The sequence below is a fragment of the Pseudomonas sp. PONIH3 genome, assembly GCF_002934345.1.
GTDB lineage: Bacteria > Pseudomonadota > Gammaproteobacteria > Pseudomonadales > Pseudomonadaceae > Aquipseudomonas > Aquipseudomonas soli.
In genome coordinates, this window is sequence record NZ_CP026386.1 from 89,053 (window position 1) to 108,012 (window position 18,960).

Consider the following 18,960-nt stretch of genomic DNA (forward strand, 5'->3'; position numbering starts at 1 on the left):
GCCTGCGGGAGGCGAGGGATGCCTATCGATCTGTCCCGGGGGCGAGCCCCGGATACCAGCGTGCCCGTCGTTCGCCCCCAGGTGCCGCTGGCCCTGGACGAACAGACCCTGAACTGTTTTCTGGTCACCGCGCGCTGCGGTTGTTTCATGCAGGCGGCGCGGCGGCTCAACCTCAAGCCGGTGGCCCTGCGCAAGCGCCTGGCGGCGCTGGAGGCACGCCTGGGCTACAGCCTGTTCGTCAACCGCAACAACAACCCGGTGCTCAGCCAGCAGGGCGAGCGCCTGCAGCAGGTGCTCCAGGCCCGCGAACCAGTGGTGCCAGCGCCGCGGGAAGCCAGCGCCAGTGTGCGCCTGGCCGTGGCCGAACCACTGTTGCAGGACCTGCTGGGCCGCAACCTGATCAACTTCGTGCGCCAGCATGCCGGCATGCGCCTGGAGGTGGCCACGCTCGATGGTCGCCAGGTACCCGAGCAGGCCGCGGATGTGGCGCTATGGCTGGGCGACCTTGACCAGGGCGCCCGCAGCGGCTGTTTTGCCGACACCACCGCCGAAGCCCTGGCCACCCTCGAGTATCTGCCGCATATCGCCAAGCGTTATGCCCGCGAAGCCAACCGCCCGACCAGCCTGGCGCACCTGCAGGACTACATGCTGGTGCAATGGCAAGGCGAGGTCGGCGTGCAGGCGCTGATGCCCTGGCAGGCGCTGTTGAATTCCCGCTCGGCCGGCGTGACGCAGATCCAGGACTACGAGATGTACTGCCAGCTGATCAAGTGCAGCGCCAGTGTCGGTTTGCTGCCGCACTACGCGGCGCATCTGGATCGTGGTCTGCTGGCCTTGCCGGGGTTGTTTCGCGAGCCGATGCGCCGGCGCGTGTGGCTGGCGGTCGATGAGCGCACCGAAGCCGACCCGTTGGTGCAGGTGATGGTCGGGGCGATCCGCGCCGCGTTCGAGGAACGCCGGGAATGGTTTGCCGGCCGTTAGGGTCAGCCGGCCTTGCGCAGCGTCAGGTTGATCCGCCGTTCGCCCATGCGCGGATGCACGCCAGGCTTGATCGGCAGCACGCCATGAAAGCGCAGGCGGTCCTCGCCGCCCCACACCAGCACGTCGCCGTGGTTCAGCGGGATGCGCCGGGTACGGTCTGAGCGTTGCAGCCCGCCGAACAGGAACACTGCGGGCAGGCCCAGCGAGATCGAGACGATCGGATGGGCGTAGTCCTGCTCGTCGCGGTCCTGATGCAGGCTCAGGCGGGTACCCGGCAGGTAGTGGTTGATCAGGCAGGCATCCGCCACGAAGCCGTCGAAACCGGCCTGGGCGGCGGCGCGCGAGGCCAGCTCGACCAGCACCCGGGGCAGGGCGGGCCAAGGCTTGCCACTGACCGGGTCGGTGGCGGAGTAACGATAGCCGCTTGCGTCGCTGACCCAACCCAGCGCGCCGCAATTGCTCAGCGCCACGGCCATGCGCAGGCCGCCGGGGGTCTGCATGTGGCGAAACGGCGCCGCGCGCAGCACCGGGCGCAAGGCATCGAGCAGGGGCTCGAGCTCCGCCAGGGCGAAACCTGGCAGCAGCGTGGTGCGCGCGGCCAGCTGCTGGGGGTTTGCGTCGAACAGATCGAGATCGGACTGGATCATGCCAGGGGCTGCTTGGGTGGTGTCCGCACAGTGTATCGCGATGCCCCGGTGCGTGGGGCATCGCGAGCCACTGCGTCGGCCTCAGAGGCTGAGCGTCAGGCTGACACTGACATTGCGCGGCTCGCCCGGCAGCACCCATGAACTGTTGTATGAGCGCTCGTAGTACTTGCGATCGAACAGGTTGTTGAGGTTCAGGCCCACGGTGACCTGCTCGCTGGCCTTGTAGTGCGCCAGCAGGTCGACCGTGCTGTACGAGGGCAGGGTGAAGGCACTGCCGGCCTGGCCGGAGCGCTCGCCGACATAGTTGAACGCCGCGCCCAGGTCCGAACCGCGCAGGGCGCCATTCTGGAACTCATACACGCCCATCACGCTGCCGCTGTTACGGGCAATGCCCAGCAGGTCGCTGCCCTTGGGCAGGCTGGCATCGCCCTTGGTGACCTCGGCATCGATGTAGGCATAGGCGCCGATCACCCGCACCGCCTCGCTGAGCTGGCCGCTGAACTGCAGGTCCAGGCCCTGGCTGCGCGCCTTGCCGGCCGCGATGCTCTCGCCCAGGGCATCGGTGGTGATGACGTTCTCCTTGTCGATATGGAACAGCGCCACCGTGGCGCCCAGGCGGCTGTCGAACAGGTCGAGCTTCAGGCCGGTCTCGTAGCCGATGCCTTTCTCGGGCTTGTACACCTGCCCCTGGGTGCCGATGGTGTTGGGCTTGAACGAGGTCGAGGCGTTGGCGAACACGCCGACCTGTGGCGTCAGCTGGTACAGCAGGCCGACGCGGGGCGTGGCGACATCCTTGGCCTGGCTGTTGCTTATGCCGCTGCTGCGGTTCTGCGAGGTCTGCTCGATGCGCTCCAGGCGTACCCCGAGCAGGCCGCGCAGGCGTTCGCTGAAGGCGATCTGGTCCTGCAGGTTGAGGGCATGGCTTTCGGTGCGCTCGAAGAAGTCATTGGCGCGGGTGAGGGCCGGCTTGGGCTTGCCGTATACCGGGTTGCGGATGTCCAGGCCGTAGCTGGCCAGGGTCGCGCTCTGCGGGTACTTCTGGCTGTTGCGGTAGTTCTCGTATTCCAGGCCGATCAGGCTCTGGTGCTGCCAGCCGAGCAGCTCGAACTGGCCGTGCAGTTCGGCTTGGGTGATGTTGTCGTTCCACTCGAAGTCGCGCTCGCGGTAGAAGCGCGTGAGCGTGTTTCCGACCAGGGCCTGGGGCTCGGAGCTGTTGCCCTTCAGTGTGCCCTGGGTGTAGTGGTTGGCCAGGCGCAGCTTCCAGTTGTCGTCAAGGAAGTGCTCCAGGGCCAGGTCGACGGTCTGGTTGTCGTTGCGGATCTTGCCGTCGTTGGGCTCGCCCATGAACGCCGAACGCGGCACCGAGCCCATCTGGCCATTGACCACCGGGATGCCACGGTCGAACACCGATTCGGTGCGGGAGAACTCGGTGTCCAGCAGCAGGCGGGTGTCGGGCGACAGCTGCCAGCTCAGCGACGGGCTGACGATCCGTCGCTCGCTGTTGACGTGATCGCGGAAGCTGCCATTGTCTTCCACCGCCAGGTTGACCCGGCCCAGCAGGTTGCCTTGGCTGTCCAGCGGCGCGTTGGCGTCCAGCGTGCCGCGGTAGCGGTCCCAACTGCCGGCGCTCAGGTTCACGGTGCTGAACGTCTCGGCCTGGGGGCGCTTGCTGACGATGTTGACCAGCCCGCCGGGATCGCCGCGCCCATAGAGGCTCGCGGCCGGGCCCTTGAGCACCTCGATGCGCTCGATGCTGGAGGTGTCGGGCGCGCTGTAGCTGCCGCGGTTGACGGCAAAGCCGTTCTTGTACAGCTCCCCCGTGGTGAAGCCGCGCACGCTGTAGTTGAGAAAGGTCAGGCCGCCGAAGTTGTTCTGCCGCGACACGCCGCCGGCAAAGTCCAGGGCGCGGTCGATGCGGGTGCTGTTGAGGTCCTTGAGTACCTGGGCCGGCACCACTTCGATGCTCTGCGGGGTGTCGCGGATATCGGTGTCGGTGCGCGTGGCGGTGGCCGAGCGGGTGGCCCGATAACCCTGGACCGGGCCGTCGGCGCGCTCTTCGAGGTAGGCGTCGGTGATCGAGGTTTCGTCCAGCACCAGGGGTTGGGCGGCAGCGAGCGGTTGACCGAACAGGCCCAGGGTCAGGCCGGCCAGAAGGGGAGCGCGAGGGTTCAAGGGGGATCTCCGTTAAATATGTAATAACATTACATTATCGCTCCAGTCATCGCCAGAAGAAGGTGTGACAGGGCAGTTGCGCGATGAGAATGATTTACGTTAATGTTATGTTATTACGTATCTGGAGGTTCTCATGCAAGTACTGTCCTCACTCAAGCAGGCCAAGCGCCGTCATCGTGACTGCCAGGTGGTCAAACGCCGTGGTCGGATCTATGTGATCTGCAAGTCCAATCCGCGGTTCAAGGCCAGGCAGGGCGGGGTGAAGAAAAAGCGCGGGTAGCCGTCAATGGCTGTCAGTCAGGCGAAAGGGGCTGCACAGCAGCCCCAATGACGCTACCGAAGAGTCCTGCGCAGGCGTCGCCAGCCCAGTACCACACCACTGAGGGCTATCACCAGGCCGCCGCTACTCAGGCCGATGATCAACCCTTCGCGCAACAGCGGCCGCGCCAGCAGCGGTTGCCAATCCCAACTGTGCAACAGGTTGAACAACCAGCGCCCGGCACGTTGCGCTCGGTCGTGGCTGGCCACCAGCGTGCCGCTGGCAGGGTCCAGGTAGGCCCAGGTGCCCGCCGCGTCGGCGAAGCGCAGGCGCAGCACGGGCAGTGGGCGCGCTTGGGATCCGTACATGCTCTGTGGCTCGCGGGCGAAGTAGTGGAAGTCGTAGGCGCTCTGCCAGTCATCCTCCACCGACACCCCGGGAGCCATCGCTTGCGCGGCCGCCAGCAGCCTTTCCCGGCTGAAGGTACGCGCCGGCGGGGTGTGTGCTTCAAGGATGCGGCTGTCGCCGTCGGCGCTGCGGGCCACGGCATAGGTGACGCCGGCCAGACGTTGCCACTGCAGCTCCACTGCATCGAACCCTGTTTCGTCGCGCAAGCGGGCCAGGGCCGTGGTAATCGGCAACTGCAGGTCGGCGGCGCGCAGCGGCGCTTGCTGCAAGGCGATCTGCGAGCGGCTGTCGGTCACGCCCCAGGGGCGCATCGACATCAACCCGCTGAACACCCACAGCACCAGCACCCCACCGAACAGCAGCCCGCCGATGTGGTGCCAGCGCAACCAGCCGCCGGGGTAGGGGCTGCACGATCCGCTACGGTAAGGCTTGCGCAGCCGCAGGCGCAGGATGCCCACCGCGATGCCCATGAGCGCCATCAGCGTGCCGAGCAGTGACAGGCCGATCACCAGGGTGCGCCAGCCATTGTCGAAGCCCAGGCCGCCGCGCAACGGATAGAGCCAGTGCAACCAGGCGCCGACCCAGTTCCAGGCGCGCTCACGGCCGCTCGCATCGCGCACCACCTCGCCGGTGCGCCCGGACAGGTACAGCCAGGTGCCGGCCGCATCGTCCACTTGCACCCGGTGCAAGGGGCGATCGCTGTCCAGGGCCCGGGAGTGGGTCCACATGTCCTCGTCCAGTGTGCCCTGGTAAGCCAATGCCGCGCTGCCGGCGTACTGCCGGGCATTGGCCAGGGCCCAGGCCGCGTCGGCGATGGCCAGGGGCTCGCCGTTGGCGGCATCGAGGGTGACGCGGCGACCGTCCGCCAGCTCCAGCAAATAGTACGGTTGCCCGCCCAGGCTGGTCAGGCGCAGCGCCTTCACCGGCTGCTCAGCCCATTGCGCCGGCAACTCGGCGCAGCATCCCGCCGGCAAGGCCGGCAGGTGGGCCAGGCGCTCGGCCGTGGTCAGCTTGGGGTAGCCGACATACAGCATGACCACCCCGGAGACGAACCACAGCGCCATGAACAGGCAGGCGACGATGCCCAGCCAGCGATGCCACAGGTACAGCTGGCGTTTCAGGCCCATCAGTAGCGCCACCGCACAGCGACTTCCAGGCTGCGCGGCTCACCCAGGTAGTACTGGGTGTTGGTCTGGTGGATGAAGCGGGCGTAGACCTCGTCGGTGAGGTTGCGCAGGCGGGCGCTGAGTTGCACGTGCTGGTCCAGGTCGTGGGTCATCGACAGCCCGTAGACGGTGTACGAAGGCACCCACTGGGTGTTGGCGGTGTTGGCGTATACCGCCGAGACGTAGCGGGCGTCGGCGCCGACCTGCCAGCCCGGCGCCAGGTCGTAGGTCAGCCAGAGGTTGGCCACCCGGTCCGGGATGTTCACCGGGGTCTTGCCCTTGCGCGAGTACACCACGCCGCTGATGGTCTCGTTGAACTCGTCGTATTCGGCGTTGACCCAGCTGAAGTTGCCCGCTGCCAGCAGCTTGGGCGTGACCTTGAACGACGCCGCCAGCTCGATGCCGGTGGAGGTCTGCTGGCCGGCCTGCTCGGTGGTGTTGGGCACGGTCGAGGAGGGCACCGAGATGTTCTTGCGCACGATGCGGTAGGCCGCCGCGGTGGCCGAGCCGCGCCCGTCGAGGAAGTCGAACTTGCTGCCCACTTCCACCTGCCTGCCGGTGCTCAGGTCGAAGTCGCCGACCTGGCTGATCGACGCGCCGGTGAGCGAGCCGCCTGGCGGTTCGGCCGAGGTGCTGTACTGGGTATACAGGCTGATATTGGAGGTCAGGTCGTAGACCAGCCCCAGGCGCCCGGTGAAGGCATCCCAGCGCCGATTCAGCTTGGCCCGGGTCACGTGGTCGACCACGTCGAAGTCGATATGGTCATAGCGCAGCGCGGTGACCAGCGACAGCTGGTCGGTCAGGCGGGTACGGTTCTCGACGAAGCCCGCAGTGGTGTCGGTGGTGGTGCTGCGGCCCTTGGCGCGTGGCGCGTCCATGCCAGGAATGTCGAGGAAGTGGCCGGGCTGGAAACCGTTGGGGTCGATGCTGTCGAACGCGCCCTTGGACAACGGGTAGGCGGTCTGCTGGTTGCGGTTGTAGTCCACGCCGAACGCCCAGTCGCTGGCCAGGCCGAACAGCTGGCCCTGGTGGGTCAGCTCGACGCGGTTGCCGTTGACCTCCTGGTCGTGGCGCTGGCGGTAGCCGCCGGAGCGGGCGATGGCGGTGTTGCCGGGGTTGTAGCGGTACACCTCGAGGTTGCGGTAATCGCGCTGGCCGTTGTAGTGGTAGAAGGTGTTGCGCAACTGGTTGCTGTCGTCGATGCGGTAGTCGGTGATCGAGCGCAGCCAGCGGGTGCGCTGCTCGTAGCGGCCGTCCTCGACGTTGTAGTTGTTGAAGCGATTGTGCTTGTCGATGTGCAAGGTGCCGACCGCCGGCTGCAGAACCGGCGTGCCCCAGTACGGACTGTTCTCTTTTTCTTCCAGGTACTCGATGGCCAGGGTGTGCGACAGCTGGTCGTTGATGTCGCTGAGCAGCGAGAAGGCCAGGTTGCCGGCCCCGTTCTCCTGGCGGTCGATATAGCCATTGGTGCTGGTGCGGCTGTAGTCGAGCCGCGCGTAGTGGCGCGGGCCGTCACCGCTGTTGAGCGCCTTGTTGAAGCCGACCGAGGTTTCCATCGTGTCGTAGCGCCCATAGCTGACGCGGCCCTCGAAGGTGTCCTCGTCGCGGTTGGCCAGTTTGGTGATCATGTTCAGGCTGCCGCCGACGGCGCCGCTGCCGTTGAGGAACGACGACGGCCCGCCGAGCAGTTCGACACGGATCGTAGATCCATGCCCCGACCGGGCGCCCGGCGGCGCCATACTGCAGGTTGATGCCGTTGAACAGCTGGCTGACCTGGGCGCCGTTGAAGCCGCGATACGACACGTAGCCACCCCAGCCGGGCGGTGCCGAGGCGTTGACCCCGGGCAGCGCGTTGGCGGCGTCCTGGAAGTTGCGCGCGCCGATGCGCTGCATGGTCTTGCGGTCGGCGACGCTGATCGAGGCGGGGTTCTCGCGGGCGCTGAGGTTCAGGCGTGAGCCGCTTTCGATGGGCCGGTCGAGGTCGAGGCTGGTCGCCTCCTTGGGTTGCTCGGCGGTGGCCGTGACGTTGCTGGCGGGCAGGGTGAGGGTGTCGTCCTGCGCCCAGGCGCAGGTTGCGCTGCCAACGAGCAGCGCCAGAGTGGTCATGCGGAACATGCAAGGCTTCCTGGCTGAAATCAATGAGCGCACGCCCGCTGCCGATCAGGCAGTTCGAGGGCGTGGCGATGTCAGAACGCGAGAAGCGAAGCGGGGGAGGCGCGGGGGTTGACCAGTGGCCAGCGCTGCTTGGGCAGCCGTGGCGCGGGTTGTCTGGGTAAGGGTTTGCTCGACTCCCCGGCGAGCAGGGCCAGCAAGCCGAAGAACACCGCCAGCAGGATGGCGCTGAACAGGCTGGCGATCACGCAGTCGCCGCCGGCGGGCAGCACCGGGTCGGTGATGTCCTGGTCGCCCTTGAACACGCCGCTGCTGTCGGCCGCGCACCAGGCGGCGTCGTCGAGGCCGGCCAGGCGCAGCCCGGCCATCTGCCCATGGCCCATGGCGCACAGCAACGAGCCGAACAGGATGCTGAAATACAGCACCCAGGCGACTTGCGATCGTGTGTGGCGGGCCAGCTTCATCGGCAAAGCTCGAAGGGAATGGAATAGTTTAGGCGTGCGGATTCTACAACTTTTGACACATCTGCCTAGAGTGAACGGCCGATAAAAAACATTCGAAACGATTCACCGGTCGTTGCTTGACGCTCTTTGTCCCCAGGTGTTCAGATGCGGACCATTTTGTTTGGCACGGGGCCGCGCGCAACGAGGCAGACAGGAAAATGGAGCAGTGGGTGCAAAGGCATCTGCAGGGCGGAAGGACCGCCGAACGACTGTTGATCGAGGGAGGGGGCGTGTGATGCGTAGAACCTTGCTGCTGTCGCTGGCCTTGTGCTGTGGCACACCGGCCCTGGCGGACAGCTATCGCAACTGCGGGCAGGACTGGCAACGGCCTGCTGCGGCGCCTGCGCGTATCGTCGCCCTCAACCAGCACGCGGCCGACCTGCTGCTCGCCCTCGGCGCGGGGCCGTCGATGGTCGGGGTGGCCTACCTGGACGACAACGGCGCCGCCTACAAGCAGGGCCGCTACCAGGGTGTGCCGGTGATCGCCCGGGAGTATCCGGCCAGCGAAGTGTTGTACGCGCAAAGGCCGGATCTGGTGGTCGGTGGATTCGCCACGGCCTTTGGCGATGGGATCACCTCGCGCAGCAGATTGGCCGGCAACGGGATTGTCACCTACCTGCTCGAGTCGGCCTGTAACGGCCACTCGCTGGACTACTATGGCCATGTCCGGCGTGACCTGACTGTGCTCGGCGAGCTGTTGGGCAGACAGGCGAGGGCGCAGGCATTGATCGAGGCGATGGAGACCGACCTGGCGCAGGCCAGGGCGATCGCACCCAGCGGCAAGCCACTGTCGGTGTTCTACCTCGACAGCGAGGTGCGGGGCCTGGACAGCGAGGGCGGACGTGGGTTCGTCACGCCGCTGCTGGCCGCCGCCGGGGCGCGCAATGTGCTTGCCGGGATCGACCAGTACCGCGTGACGATCAACCGTGAGGCATTGCTGAGCAGCGACCCCGACGTGATCCTGCTGGCCGACGCCCTGTGGTCGCCGGCCAGCCGCAAGCGTCAGCTGCTGACCCGCGACCCGGTGCTTTCGAGCCTGCGGGCGGTGCGCGAGAATCGCATGATCGATATCCCGTTCACCCAGCTGATGCCCACGCCGGCCAGTGGGCGCGTGGCCCTGGAACTGGCGCGGCAGCTCAGGGGGATGGCTGTTCCATAGCCGGCCTACTCGCCGATGACCAACTGACGCGCCAACTGGTTATGACGCTGCAGCACTTTTGGCAGGTCGACGGTAGTGATGCGCCCGTCCTGAACCACCACACGTCCGTTGATCACACTGGTGTCGACGTGGGTCGGGGTGCAGAACACCAGCGCCGCCAGCGGGTCGTGGAGGGCGCCGGCGTAGGCCACATGGCCAAGGTCGAAGGCGACGAAGTCGGCGACCATGCCCGGTGCCAGGGCACCGATATCGTCACGGTTGAGCACCTTGGCACCACCCAGGGTGGCGGTTTCCAGTGCTTCGCGGGCGGTCATCGCATCCGGGCCGAAGCCGACCCGTTGCAGCAGCAAGGCCTGGCGTACCTCGCCGATCATGCTGGCGCCGTCGTTGGATGCCGAACCATCGACCCCCAGCCCCACCGGCACGCCGTGGTCGCGCATCTTGCGGATCGGCGCGATGCCCGAGGCCAGGCGCATGTTCGAGCACGGGCAGTGGGCGACCCCGGTGCCGGTGCGGGCGAACAGCTCGATGCCGTGCTGGTCGAGTTGCACGCAGTGGGCATGCCACACATCGTGGCCGACCCAGCCCAGGTCCTCGGCGTATTCGGCCGGAGTCATGCCGAACTTCTCGCGGCTGTAGGCGATGTCGTTGACGTTCTCGGCCAGGTGGGTGTGCAGCGACACGCCGTACTCGCGGGCCAGGACCGCTGCTTCGCGCATCAGGTCGCGGCTCACCGAGAACGGCGAGCAGGGCGCCACCACCACGCGCCGCATCGAGCCATGGCTGGCGTCGTGGTAGTCCTCGATCAGGCGCTGGGATTCCTTGAGGATGTCGCTTTCCTTTTCCACCACCGAGTCCGGCGGCAGGCCGCCCTGGCTGCGGCCGACGCTCATGCTGCCGCGGGCGGCGTGGAAGCGCATGCCGATTTCCTCGGCGGCGTGGATGCTGTCGTCGAGCTTGCAGCCATTGGGGTAGATGTACAGGTGGTCGCTGGAGGTGGTGCAGCCCGAGAGGATCAGCTCGGCCATGGCCGTCTGGGTCGAGACCGCGATCATCTCCGGGGTCAGCCGCGCCCAGATCGGATAGAGGTTGGTCAGCCAGTTGAACAGCTCGCCGTCCTGGGCCGCCGGCACCACGCGGGTAAGGCTCTGGTACATGTGGTGGTGGGTGTTGACCAGGCCCGGGATGACCACCTTGCCGGTCATGTCGAGGATCACGTCGGCGTTTTGCGGCAGCGTTTCACTGGGGCCGACCTGGCGGATCACGTTGTCTTCGATGTACAGGCCGCCGCGTTTGATTTCGCGGCGTTCGCCGTCCATGGTCACCAGCAGTTCGGCGTTCTTGACCAGTAGGGTCTTGGGCATGTGTGTCCCCTCCCGTTTGGGATGTGTTTTCTGATTGTAGAGAGGCGCCTGGTGCATGGGCCGGGCGCACCAGGGCCGTCAGGCGCCGCGGCGTGGCCGGGCGTCGATGACAGGGGCGAACGGTTCACCGCGCACGTGCCAAGGCTGCGCCATGGCGGGCGCATCGGGCAGGTGGGCAGACGGTGACAGGGCGAATGCGGCAAGTGGCATTCGCGAAGGATGCCCGGTGAAGGCGGGCGGCAGTGGATGTCGCATGGCTTGAGCCTGTCGCAATACGCAACGGCGATGACCGTTGTCGTAGGCGCGAGGCAGTGTAAACAGAATTCGCTTGTTTTGTATACGATGGAATGTCTCGGCAAACCGCGGCCTGCAATCGCTTCGAAAAAGTGCATGCAGTCTTATATGGCGTCGTGCCACTATCGGGTTGTCTCGCTGCCAGCGGATATCTCGGGCCGGCACGTTCGCATGGGCTGATTACACTGTGGAAATCGCCACACGGGGGAGTACCTGGGATGGGCTGCGTGTTGAGAGGGCAGGCTGGACGGGCGTCCGCTCGAGGTAGACGGCGATGAACAACCGTGGCCGGAGCATTTCCCTGCAATGGCTGGTGGCATTGGCGATCATGCTGGGCATGCTGGCGCTGGGCGCGGCCCTGGCCTGGCAAGCCTACCTGGGCGTGCGCCAGGCCCTGGTGGCCGCCGCCGGCGATGCCGCCCAGCAGGTGGGCCGGACCATCGACGAGCGCGCCCGACGCCTGGTTGACCCGGTGCAGAGCAGCATTCGTCTGCTGGCCTTCAGCCCTGCGTCGGATACGTTGGCCAAGCGTCTCGAGCAATTGCCGCAACTGGCCGAGAGTCTGCGTGCCAACCGCATGCTCAGCGCTGCCTACGTCGGTTATCCCAACGGTGAATTCCTGCTGGTCCGCCGTTTGCGCGACCCGCAATTATTGCAGCGCTTCGCTGCTCCGGCAGACACGGCGTTCCTGGTCCAGACCGTCACCCAAGGCGAAGATGGCACGATGCAGGGGGAGTGGCGCTTCTATGACGCGGAACTGACCCTGTTGCAGCGCCAGAGCAAGTCAGACTATCAATACGATCCGCGCCAACGTCCCTGGTTCATCGAAGCGAGCGCGCAGCCTGAAACCGTGCTCACTCGCCCCTACGTGTTCTTCACCACCCGCGAGATCGGCCTGACCATGGCCCAGCGCAGTGCCCAGGGCACGGCAGTGATCGGCATGGATGTCTCGGTCAGCGACCTGGCCAGCGAGAGCCGCGACCTGCGCATTACCGCAGGTACCGAGATCGCCGTGGTCGACGACCAGGGCAACGTGGTGGCCTATCCGGACCTGCAACGGGTGGTCGTGCGCGAGGGTGAGAGCGTGCGCCTGTCGCGCATTGGCGAGCTGGGCATCGGCAGCCTTGCGCATATCTACGCCGACATGCCCCAGGGCGCGAGCCCGCAGCCGTACCAAGTCGAGGGGCAGACCTGGTACGGCATGCGCGTGCCGCTTACCTCCATGGCCGGACAGCACCTGCAGGTGCTGATCGCCGTGCCGGCCCACGAACTGCTGGCCGGCGCGCGCAAGGTGCTGCTCGAGCAATTGCTCTGGGCGGTGGCACTGGCCGCCGTGTTGCTGTTGCTCGGCGGGTTGCTTGGCCGGCGCATCGGCCGTCCGTTGCGCCGGCTGACCGAGCAGGTGCAGGGCCTGGCCAGTTTCGATTTCAGCCGTGAGGTGGGCGTTGTCTCGCGGGTTTCCGAAGTACGTGAGTTGAGTCGGGTGCTGAGCCGCATGTCCGGCACCATCCGCAACTTCCAGGCGATCACCCTTACGTTGAGCCGCGAGACCCAACTTGAAGGCATGCTCGACGGCGTGCTCAATCACCTGGTGGCGGCAGCGGGCGTCAGCGCCGGTGCGGTGTATCTGTACGACGACAACACCCGGTTGCGCCTGGCCGCCGCCAGTCGCGGCCACGACTACCCTGAGGAACTTGCGGTGCCTGAAGGCGAGCGGCAAGACCTGGCCAGCGCGGTGACCCAGGCCCTCGCATGGCAAGGGCGGAGCCTGGCGGTGGTGCTCAATGACCGCGGCCAGGCGCTGCTCGGCATCCTGGTGCTGCAACTCGCCGATGCGAACGCGGCCCTGGGCCAGCCGTTCCAGCGCTTCGTCGAGGAACTGTCCGGAGCCGCCGCCGTGGCCATCGAGACCCGCCAGCTGGTCGAGGCCCAGCAGCGCCTGCTGGACGCCATGATCAAGTTGCTGGCCGACGCCATCGACGCCAAGAGCCCCTATACCGGCGGCCATTGCGAACGGGTGCCGCAACTGGCGCAGATGCTCCTGGACCAAGCCGTGCAGGCTGACAGCGGCCCCTATGCCGACTTCAGCATGAGCGAGGCCGAGCGCTACGAATTCCGCGTGGCCGCCTGGCTGCACGACTGCGGCAAGATCACCAGCCCCGAATACGTGGTGGACAAGGCGACCAAGCTGGAGACCTTGTACAACCGCATCCACGAGGTGCGCATGCGCTTCGAGGTGCTCTGGCGCGATGCCGAGGTCGCCTACTGGCAAGGCGTGGCCAACGGCGATGACGAGCCGGCGCTGCGGCGCACGCTGGAGGCATGCCGGGCAACCTTGCAGGAGGAGTTCGCCTTCGTCGCCAACGCCAACATCGGTGGCGAGTTCATGCAGGAGGCCGATATCGAGCGCCTGCGCACTATCGGCCAGCGCCGCTGGCGGCGGCACTTCGACAACCGCCTGGGCATCTCCCGCGATGAGGCGGAGCGGTTCACCGACATCTCGGCGGCAACCTTGCCGGTGGACGAGCCCCTGCTTGCCGACCGCGATGAGCACCGGGTGCCCTGGGGCGATCGTACGCCGCCGGTGGCCAAGGACGACCCGCGCAACCACTGGGGTTTCGACATGCGCCTGCCGGCCCATGCCAGCAACCACGGCGAGCTGTACAACCTGTCGATCCGCCGCGGCACGCTCAACGACGAAGAGCGCTTCAAGATCAACGAGCACATCGTGCAGACCATCATCATGCTCAGCGCGCTGCCGTTCCCGCGCCAGCTCAGGCGCGTGCCGTCTATCGCCGGCAACCACCACGAGAAGATGGACGGCAGCGGCTACCCGCGCAGGCTCGGCCAGGAGGCGTTGAGCATCCCCGAGCGGGTGATGGCGATCGCCGACATCTTCGAGGCGCTGACCGCGGCGGACCGGCCCTACAAGGCGCCGAAGACCTTGTCCGAGTCGGTGCAGATCCTGGTGTTCATGGCGCGGGACAAGCATGTCGACGGGCAGTTGCTGCGCTTGTTCCTGAGTAGCGGGGTGTACCGGCAATATGCCGAGCTCTTCCTGCGCCCCGAGCAGATCGACGAACTGGACGTGGCGTACTGGTTGGAGCAGTTGCAGGGTTTCACGCCAGAGCAATCCACCTACACTTCTTGAGACCTGTTCGGCGGGATCTCTGGAGGCACCCGATGGAAGCATTCTGGCAAGCCTTTTTGGCGGCGTTGCAGACCGAATTCGCCGATGTCGCCGACGCGCGCGAGGTCTCGCGGATCCTAATTCGCCTGTTGATGGCGGCCCTGCTGGGGGCTGTACTGGGCTTCGAGCGCGAGAGCAAGGGCAAGTCGGCCGGCGTGCGCACGCACATGCTGGTGTCCATGGGCGCGGCCTTGTTCGTCCTCGCACCGAGCATGGCCGGGGCGGACGAGCAAGCGTTGAGCCGGGTGATCCAGGGCATCGTCGCCGGGATCGGCTTTCTCGGCGCGGGCACGATTCTCAAGGGCAATGGCCGCGACACCAGTCACGTCAAGGGCCTGACCACCGCGGCCGGGTTATGGATGACCGCCGCCATCGGCACGGCCGCCGGCATGGGGCGCGAGGCCACGGCGCTGGTCAGCACGGTGCTGGCGCTGCTGGTGCTGGCGAGCATGCCGTTGCTGGTGGAAAAGGTCGAAGGCGAGCATGAGGACAAGCGCGAGGAGGAGGAGGGCAGGAAGCACTGAGGGGAGCCGAAGCTCCCCTCATAAGCGTTGTTGCCTGCTCTTTTCTTATTATTGGAGACTGGCCTGTTGTTGTTTTTGTCGGCTGTCGTCTCTGCACTGCGGGGCCCCCAACCGGGGCCAAGAGCAAACGTATTTTTTTGAGCGCTGACCTGCGTTCATCCAACGTGATCCAACCTTGACTGCCGCTACCTCGGAGGTAGTTTTATTGTTCTTGCCAGGTTGCGGGGCCGGAACCCCTGGAATGCACGTCGACTCCAAAAAAATCTGCTTGCTACGCCTCTGCCGTGTTGTTCTTGTTATGTCAGAGCCGTTTACTGTTGTTTTTATTGGGTATCGCGTTTTTTGTTCTTGTTATGCTTAAAGATATAGCAGGTGGCGTGCCAACTTTTGAAAGCCCTTTAAAATCAATGACTTGTTGATTTTTCAGAGTAGATTGGCACGTGAAAATCTGTCGAATTGTTTCCCTGTTACCCGATTTTCTTCTGCGCAGCGTGTAGGCGGTAACACTCCACCCACACCTGTGTGACAAGCGTGTGACTCAGCGAACGCCGCGGGCCTTCGCCACCCGCGAACCGGTGGCGCGCCCAAGCACTTCGCTGATACGCAGGCCCGCGGCGATCAGCCGGTTCAGGTCAATGCCGGTTTCGATGCCCAGCCCTTGCAGCAGGTACACCACATCTTCGCTGGCGACGTTACCGGTGGCACCCTTGGCGTAGGGGCAGCCGCCCAGGCCGGCCACCGAGCTGTCGAACACGCTGATGCCCTCGAGCAGGCTGGCATAGACGTTGGCCAGCGCCTGGCCGTAGGTGTCGTGGAAGTGCCCGGCCAGCTGCGCGCGGGGCACTTGGGCCGAGACCACCTCGAACAGGCGGCGGGTGTCACCGGCGGTGCCGGTGCCGATGGTGTCGCCCAGCGACACTTCATAGCAGCCCATGTCATGCAGGGCCTTGGCCACCGGTGCCACCTGCTCGGCGCTGATGCGTCCCTCGTAGGGGCAGCCGAGCACGCAGGAGACATAGCCGCGCACCCGCACACCCTGGCTGCGGGCAGACTCCATGATTGGCTCGAAACGCTTGAGGCTGTCACTGATCGAGCAATTGATGTTGCGCTGGGAGAACGCCTCGGACGCCGCCGCGAACACCGCCACTTCCTTCACCCCGGCGGCCAGGGCATCCTCGAAACCGCGCAGGTTGGGCGCCAGCGCCGCATAGGTGACGCCCTCGCGCTGACGGATACCGGCGAACACTTCGCCGGAGCCGGCCATTTGCGGGACCCATTTGGGCGAAACGAAGCTGCCCACTTCTATGTAGGCGAGCCCGGCGTCGGTGAGGTCATCCACCAGGCGCACCTTGTCGGCGACGCTGATGGGCTGGGCTTCGTTCTGCAGGCCGTCGCGCGGGCCGACTTCGACCAGGCGGACATTCTTGGGCAATGACATGGCGGGCTTCCTGTGGCGGATCAACGGTGGGTGTGCGGCGGGTTCAGGGTGGCGGCCAGGGCCTGCTCGCAACGCTCCTGGGCGGTGTCCAGCTCCAGGTGCATCTGCTGGATGTCGAGCATCTGCTGTTCGAGCTGGGCGCGGCGTTCGGCGATCTTCGCCAGCATGCTGGTGAGCTGTTTCTGGTTGCCGCCGGAGGGGTCGTAGAGTTCGATCAGTTCACGGCATTCGGCCAGCGAGAAACCGATGCGCTTGCCGCGCAGGATCAGTTTGAGCGTGACCTTGTCGCGGGCCGAGTAGATGCGTTCCAGGCCGCGTCGTTCAGGGCTGAGCAGACCCTGCTCCTCATAGAAGCGGATGGCGCGGGTGGTGATGTCCAGTTCGCGGGACAGGTCGGAGATGCTGTAGGTCTGGCTGCTCATGCTTGCGCTCGGGGGAGGGAATGCGAGTAACCTAATGCCAGGTTGACGTATACGTCAAGCAAGCGCTGTTCTTGCAGCCCCGCTCAGACACTCACGGATTTGCGGTATGCCTTGGGCGTCTGCCCGTCGAGCCGTTTGAAGAACCGTGCAAAGTAGGTCGGGTCGCTGAACCCCAGGCTGTCGGACAACTGGCTGATGCTCATGCGCGTGTAGGCAAGATTGCGCCGTGCTTCGAGCAGCAGGCGCTGGTGGATCACCTGCAACGCCGATTGCCCGGCCAGCGCCCGGCACAGCTGGTTCAACAGCAGGCTGGTAATGCCCAGGCGCGCGGCGAAATCGTCCACGGCAAGGTGCTCGCGGTAATGCGCCTCGACCAGGCGCAGGTAACGGCCGAGCAACTGCTGGTCCCGTTCGTCCTGGCTGCGCGCTGGCAAGGCGGCTTGTTGGCGGTTGATCCACACCATCAGCGCGGTGACCAATGCCTGCAGCATGGGGCCGCGGGCCGGGGCGCTGCCCTGGTACTCCTGCTGCAGCGTGTCGATCAGGCCGTGCAGGCGCATGCGGTCCTTGCCCAGCGGGTAGCACCGTGCCGCCGCCAGCACGCTCAGGGGCGCGCCCAGGCGCTTTTCCAGATCGACCACCAAGGCCGTGCCGAACGTCAGCACATGCCCCTGGATATCGGCGCTGAAGCGAAAGCCATGGACAGTCAGCGGCGGCACCACCTGGATCGCCGCCTCGCGAATCACCCGGCGTTCGCCCTCGATCTCCACCTGTGCCTCGCCGCGCTGCACATAGAGCAGCTGGAACAGTTCGGCGTGCCGGTGCGGCTTGATCTCCCAGTGGTGCAGACGGCTGCGCGCCGGGATCGACTCGCAGTGCAGCAGGTCGGTATCCGGCCAGGCGCGGTGCTCGCCATACAGCTGGAACAACGGGATGCCGGGAAGGGGGCTGTGCATGGGGTAGGGTCTGTCCGTTAATCGAACGAATTTCAAGAAAGTGCAGTTTTCAAAACGGATTTCGCACGTTCTGCACATTTTTCAGCAGTAAAAATACAGGTGCAAACCCTAACAGCAGATGCGCGGCCTTTGCCAGTGCAAAGCCGGCATCGTCATCGTGAGACAACAACAATGAAGACTCAGGTTGCAATCATCGGCGCCGGCCCGTCCGGCCTGCTGCTCGGCCAGCTGCTGCACAACGCCGGCATCGATACGCTGATCGTCGAGCGCCAGACCCCGGACTATGTGCTGGGGCGCATCCGTGCCGGCGTGCTCGAACAGGGCACGGTCGAGTTGCTGCGCGAAGCCGGCGTGGCCCAGCGCATGGATCGCGAAGGGTTGGTCCATGAAGGGGTCGAGTTGTTGGTCGGTGGTCATCGCCAGCGTCTTGACCTCAAGGCACTGACCGCTGGCAAGACGGTGATGGTCTACGGCCAGACCGAGGTCACCCGCGACCTGATGCAGGCTCGCGAGCTGAGTGGGGCGCCGATCATCTATGCGGCCAACAATGTCCAGCCCCATGACATCGAGGGGCCGCGGCCTTACCTGACGTTCGACAAGGACGGTCGCCAGCACCGGGTCGAGTGCGATTACGTCGCCGGCTGCGATGGCTTCCATGGCGTGGCCAGGCAGAGCATCCCGGCCAGCGTGCTGAAGGTGTACGAGCGGGTCTATCCGTTCGGCTGGCTGGGACTGCTGGCCGATACCCCGCCGGTCAACCATGAGCTGATCTACGCCCATCACGAACGCGGTTTCGTGCTGTGCAGCCAGCGCTCGCAGACGCGCAGCCGCTACTACCTGCAGGTGCCGCTGCAAGAGCGGGTCGAGGACTGGTCCGACGAGCGCTTCTGGACCGAACTCAAGGCGCGCCTGCCACAGGCGGTGGCCGAACAACTGGTGACCGGGCCTGCGCTGGAGAAGAGCATCGCGCCGCTGCGCAGCCTGGTGGTCGAGCCGATGCAGCATGGCCGCCTGTTCCTGGTCGGCGACGCCGCCCACATCGTGCCGCCCACCGGCGCCAAGGGCCTGAACCTGGCAGCCTCGGACGTCAACTACCTGTACCGGATCCTGGTCAAGGTCTACCGCGAGGGGCGCACCGACCTGCTGGCGCAGTATTCGCCCATGGCGTTGCGGCGGGTATGGAAGGGTGAGCGCTTCAGTTGGTTCATGACCCAGCTGCTGCATGACTTCGGCGAACACCAGGATGACTGGGACCGCAAGATGCAGGCGGCCGATCGCGAGTACTACCTGGGGTCAGCGGCGGGGCTGGCGAATATCGCCGAGAACTATGTGGGTCTGCCGTTCGAAGCTGTGGAATAACTGCCG

General features: G+C 65.8%; 15 protein-coding genes and 1 pseudogene. 6 read left to right on the plus strand and 10 right to left on the minus strand.

Annotation, left to right across the window (positions count from 1 at the left end; all coding sequences use genetic code 11):
- Positions 1-18: 18 nt before the first annotated feature.
- The gene (locus C3F42_RS00390; protein ID WP_104443772.1) at positions 19-981 is read left to right on the plus strand and encodes a LysR family transcriptional regulator; all 963 of its coding nucleotides are present in this window, start codon (positions 19-21) and stop codon (positions 979-981) included.
- Positions 982-983: 2 nt separating this feature from the next.
- Here C3F42_RS00390 and alkB read toward each other — a convergent pair whose 3' ends face one another.
- Positions 984-1,628, minus strand: a complete 645-nt coding sequence (gene alkB / locus C3F42_RS00395; protein ID WP_104443773.1) for a DNA oxidative demethylase AlkB — start codon at positions 1,626-1,628, stop codon at positions 984-986.
- A gap of 81 nt (positions 1,629-1,709) precedes the next feature.
- Positions 1,710-3,800, minus strand: coding sequence for a TonB-dependent siderophore receptor (locus C3F42_RS00400; protein WP_104443774.1), 2,091 nt, complete (start codon positions 3,798-3,800; stop codon positions 1,710-1,712).
- Positions 3,801-3,933: 133 nt separating this feature from the next.
- Between C3F42_RS00400 and ykgO the strand changes: the two genes are divergently transcribed.
- On the plus strand, positions 3,934-4,080 hold the full coding sequence (gene ykgO, locus C3F42_RS00405; protein ID WP_023632134.1) for a type B 50S ribosomal protein L36: 147 nt from the start codon (positions 3,934-3,936) through the stop codon (positions 4,078-4,080).
- A gap of 53 nt (positions 4,081-4,133) precedes the next feature.
- Here the strand turns inward: ykgO and C3F42_RS00410 are convergent, their stop codons facing one another.
- The 3 genes and pseudogenes from C3F42_RS00410 to C3F42_RS00420 all read right to left on the minus strand — a co-directional run bounded on the left by C3F42_RS00410 (position 4,134) and on the right by C3F42_RS00420 (position 8,209).
- A complete protein-coding gene (locus C3F42_RS00410; protein WP_256586320.1) occupies positions 4,134-5,588 on the minus strand; it encodes a PepSY domain-containing protein in 1,455 nt (484 codons plus the stop codon).
- A gap of 5 nt (positions 5,589-5,593) precedes the next feature.
- Positions 5,594-7,748, minus strand: a pseudogene (locus tag C3F42_RS00415) (TonB-dependent receptor).
- A 71-nt stretch (positions 7,749-7,819) separates the two neighbouring features.
- Entirely contained in the window at positions 7,820-8,209 is a 390-nt protein-coding gene (locus tag C3F42_RS00420; RefSeq protein WP_038706229.1) for a DUF2946 family protein, read from the minus strand.
- Between the two features lie 274 nt (positions 8,210-8,483).
- Between C3F42_RS00420 and C3F42_RS00425 the strand changes: the two genes are divergently transcribed.
- Positions 8,484-9,407, plus strand: coding sequence for an ABC transporter substrate-binding protein (locus C3F42_RS00425; protein ID WP_094012574.1), 924 nt, complete (start codon positions 8,484-8,486; stop codon positions 9,405-9,407).
- A gap of 5 nt (positions 9,408-9,412) precedes the next feature.
- Here C3F42_RS00425 and C3F42_RS00430 read toward each other — a convergent pair whose 3' ends face one another.
- On the minus strand, positions 9,413-10,771 hold the full coding sequence (locus tag C3F42_RS00430; RefSeq protein WP_104443776.1) for an 8-oxoguanine deaminase: 1,359 nt from the start codon (positions 10,769-10,771) through the stop codon (positions 9,413-9,415).
- A 78-nt stretch (positions 10,772-10,849) separates the two neighbouring features.
- The gene (locus tag C3F42_RS29200; RefSeq protein WP_158659505.1) at positions 10,850-11,026 is read right to left on the minus strand and encodes a hypothetical protein; all 177 of its coding nucleotides are present in this window, start codon (positions 11,024-11,026) and stop codon (positions 10,850-10,852) included.
- Positions 11,027-11,339: 313 nt separating this feature from the next.
- Here C3F42_RS29200 and C3F42_RS00435 point away from each other — a divergent pair, with 313 nt between their 5' ends.
- Together C3F42_RS00435 and C3F42_RS00440 are read left to right on the plus strand one after the other, a co-directional pair.
- A complete protein-coding gene (locus tag C3F42_RS00435) occupies positions 11,340-14,216 on the plus strand; it encodes an HD domain-containing phosphohydrolase (RefSeq protein ID WP_104443777.1) in 2,877 nt (958 codons plus the stop codon).
- Between the two features lie 32 nt (positions 14,217-14,248).
- Complete coding sequence (locus C3F42_RS00440) at positions 14,249-14,779, plus strand: MgtC/SapB family protein (RefSeq protein WP_038706226.1); 531 nt, start codon at positions 14,249-14,251, stop codon at positions 14,777-14,779.
- A 538-nt stretch (positions 14,780-15,317) separates the two neighbouring features.
- Here the strand turns inward: C3F42_RS00440 and C3F42_RS00445 are convergent.
- The 3 genes from C3F42_RS00445 to C3F42_RS00455 form a co-directional block, all read right to left on the minus strand.
- Positions 15,318-16,217, minus strand: coding sequence for a hydroxymethylglutaryl-CoA lyase (locus tag C3F42_RS00445; RefSeq protein ID WP_094012571.1), 900 nt, complete (start codon positions 16,215-16,217; stop codon positions 15,318-15,320).
- A gap of 20 nt (positions 16,218-16,237) precedes the next feature.
- The gene (locus C3F42_RS00450; RefSeq protein ID WP_023631568.1) at positions 16,238-16,639 is read right to left on the minus strand and encodes a MerR family DNA-binding transcriptional regulator; all 402 of its coding nucleotides are present in this window, start codon (positions 16,637-16,639) and stop codon (positions 16,238-16,240) included.
- An 83-nt stretch (positions 16,640-16,722) separates the two neighbouring features.
- Positions 16,723-17,595 carry a helix-turn-helix domain-containing protein gene (locus tag C3F42_RS00455; RefSeq protein ID WP_023631569.1) on the minus strand — a complete coding sequence of 291 codons (873 nt, stop codon included), beginning with the start codon at positions 17,593-17,595 and terminating at the stop codon, positions 16,723-16,725.
- 171 nt (positions 17,596-17,766) lie between these two features.
- On the opposite strand from C3F42_RS00455, the gene pobA reads away from it, so the two are divergent.
- Positions 17,767-18,954 carry a 4-hydroxybenzoate 3-monooxygenase gene (gene pobA, locus C3F42_RS00460; RefSeq protein WP_094012570.1) on the plus strand — a complete coding sequence of 396 codons (1,188 nt, stop codon included), beginning with the start codon at positions 17,767-17,769 and terminating at the stop codon, positions 18,952-18,954.
- Positions 18,955-18,960: the final 6 nt, after the last annotated feature.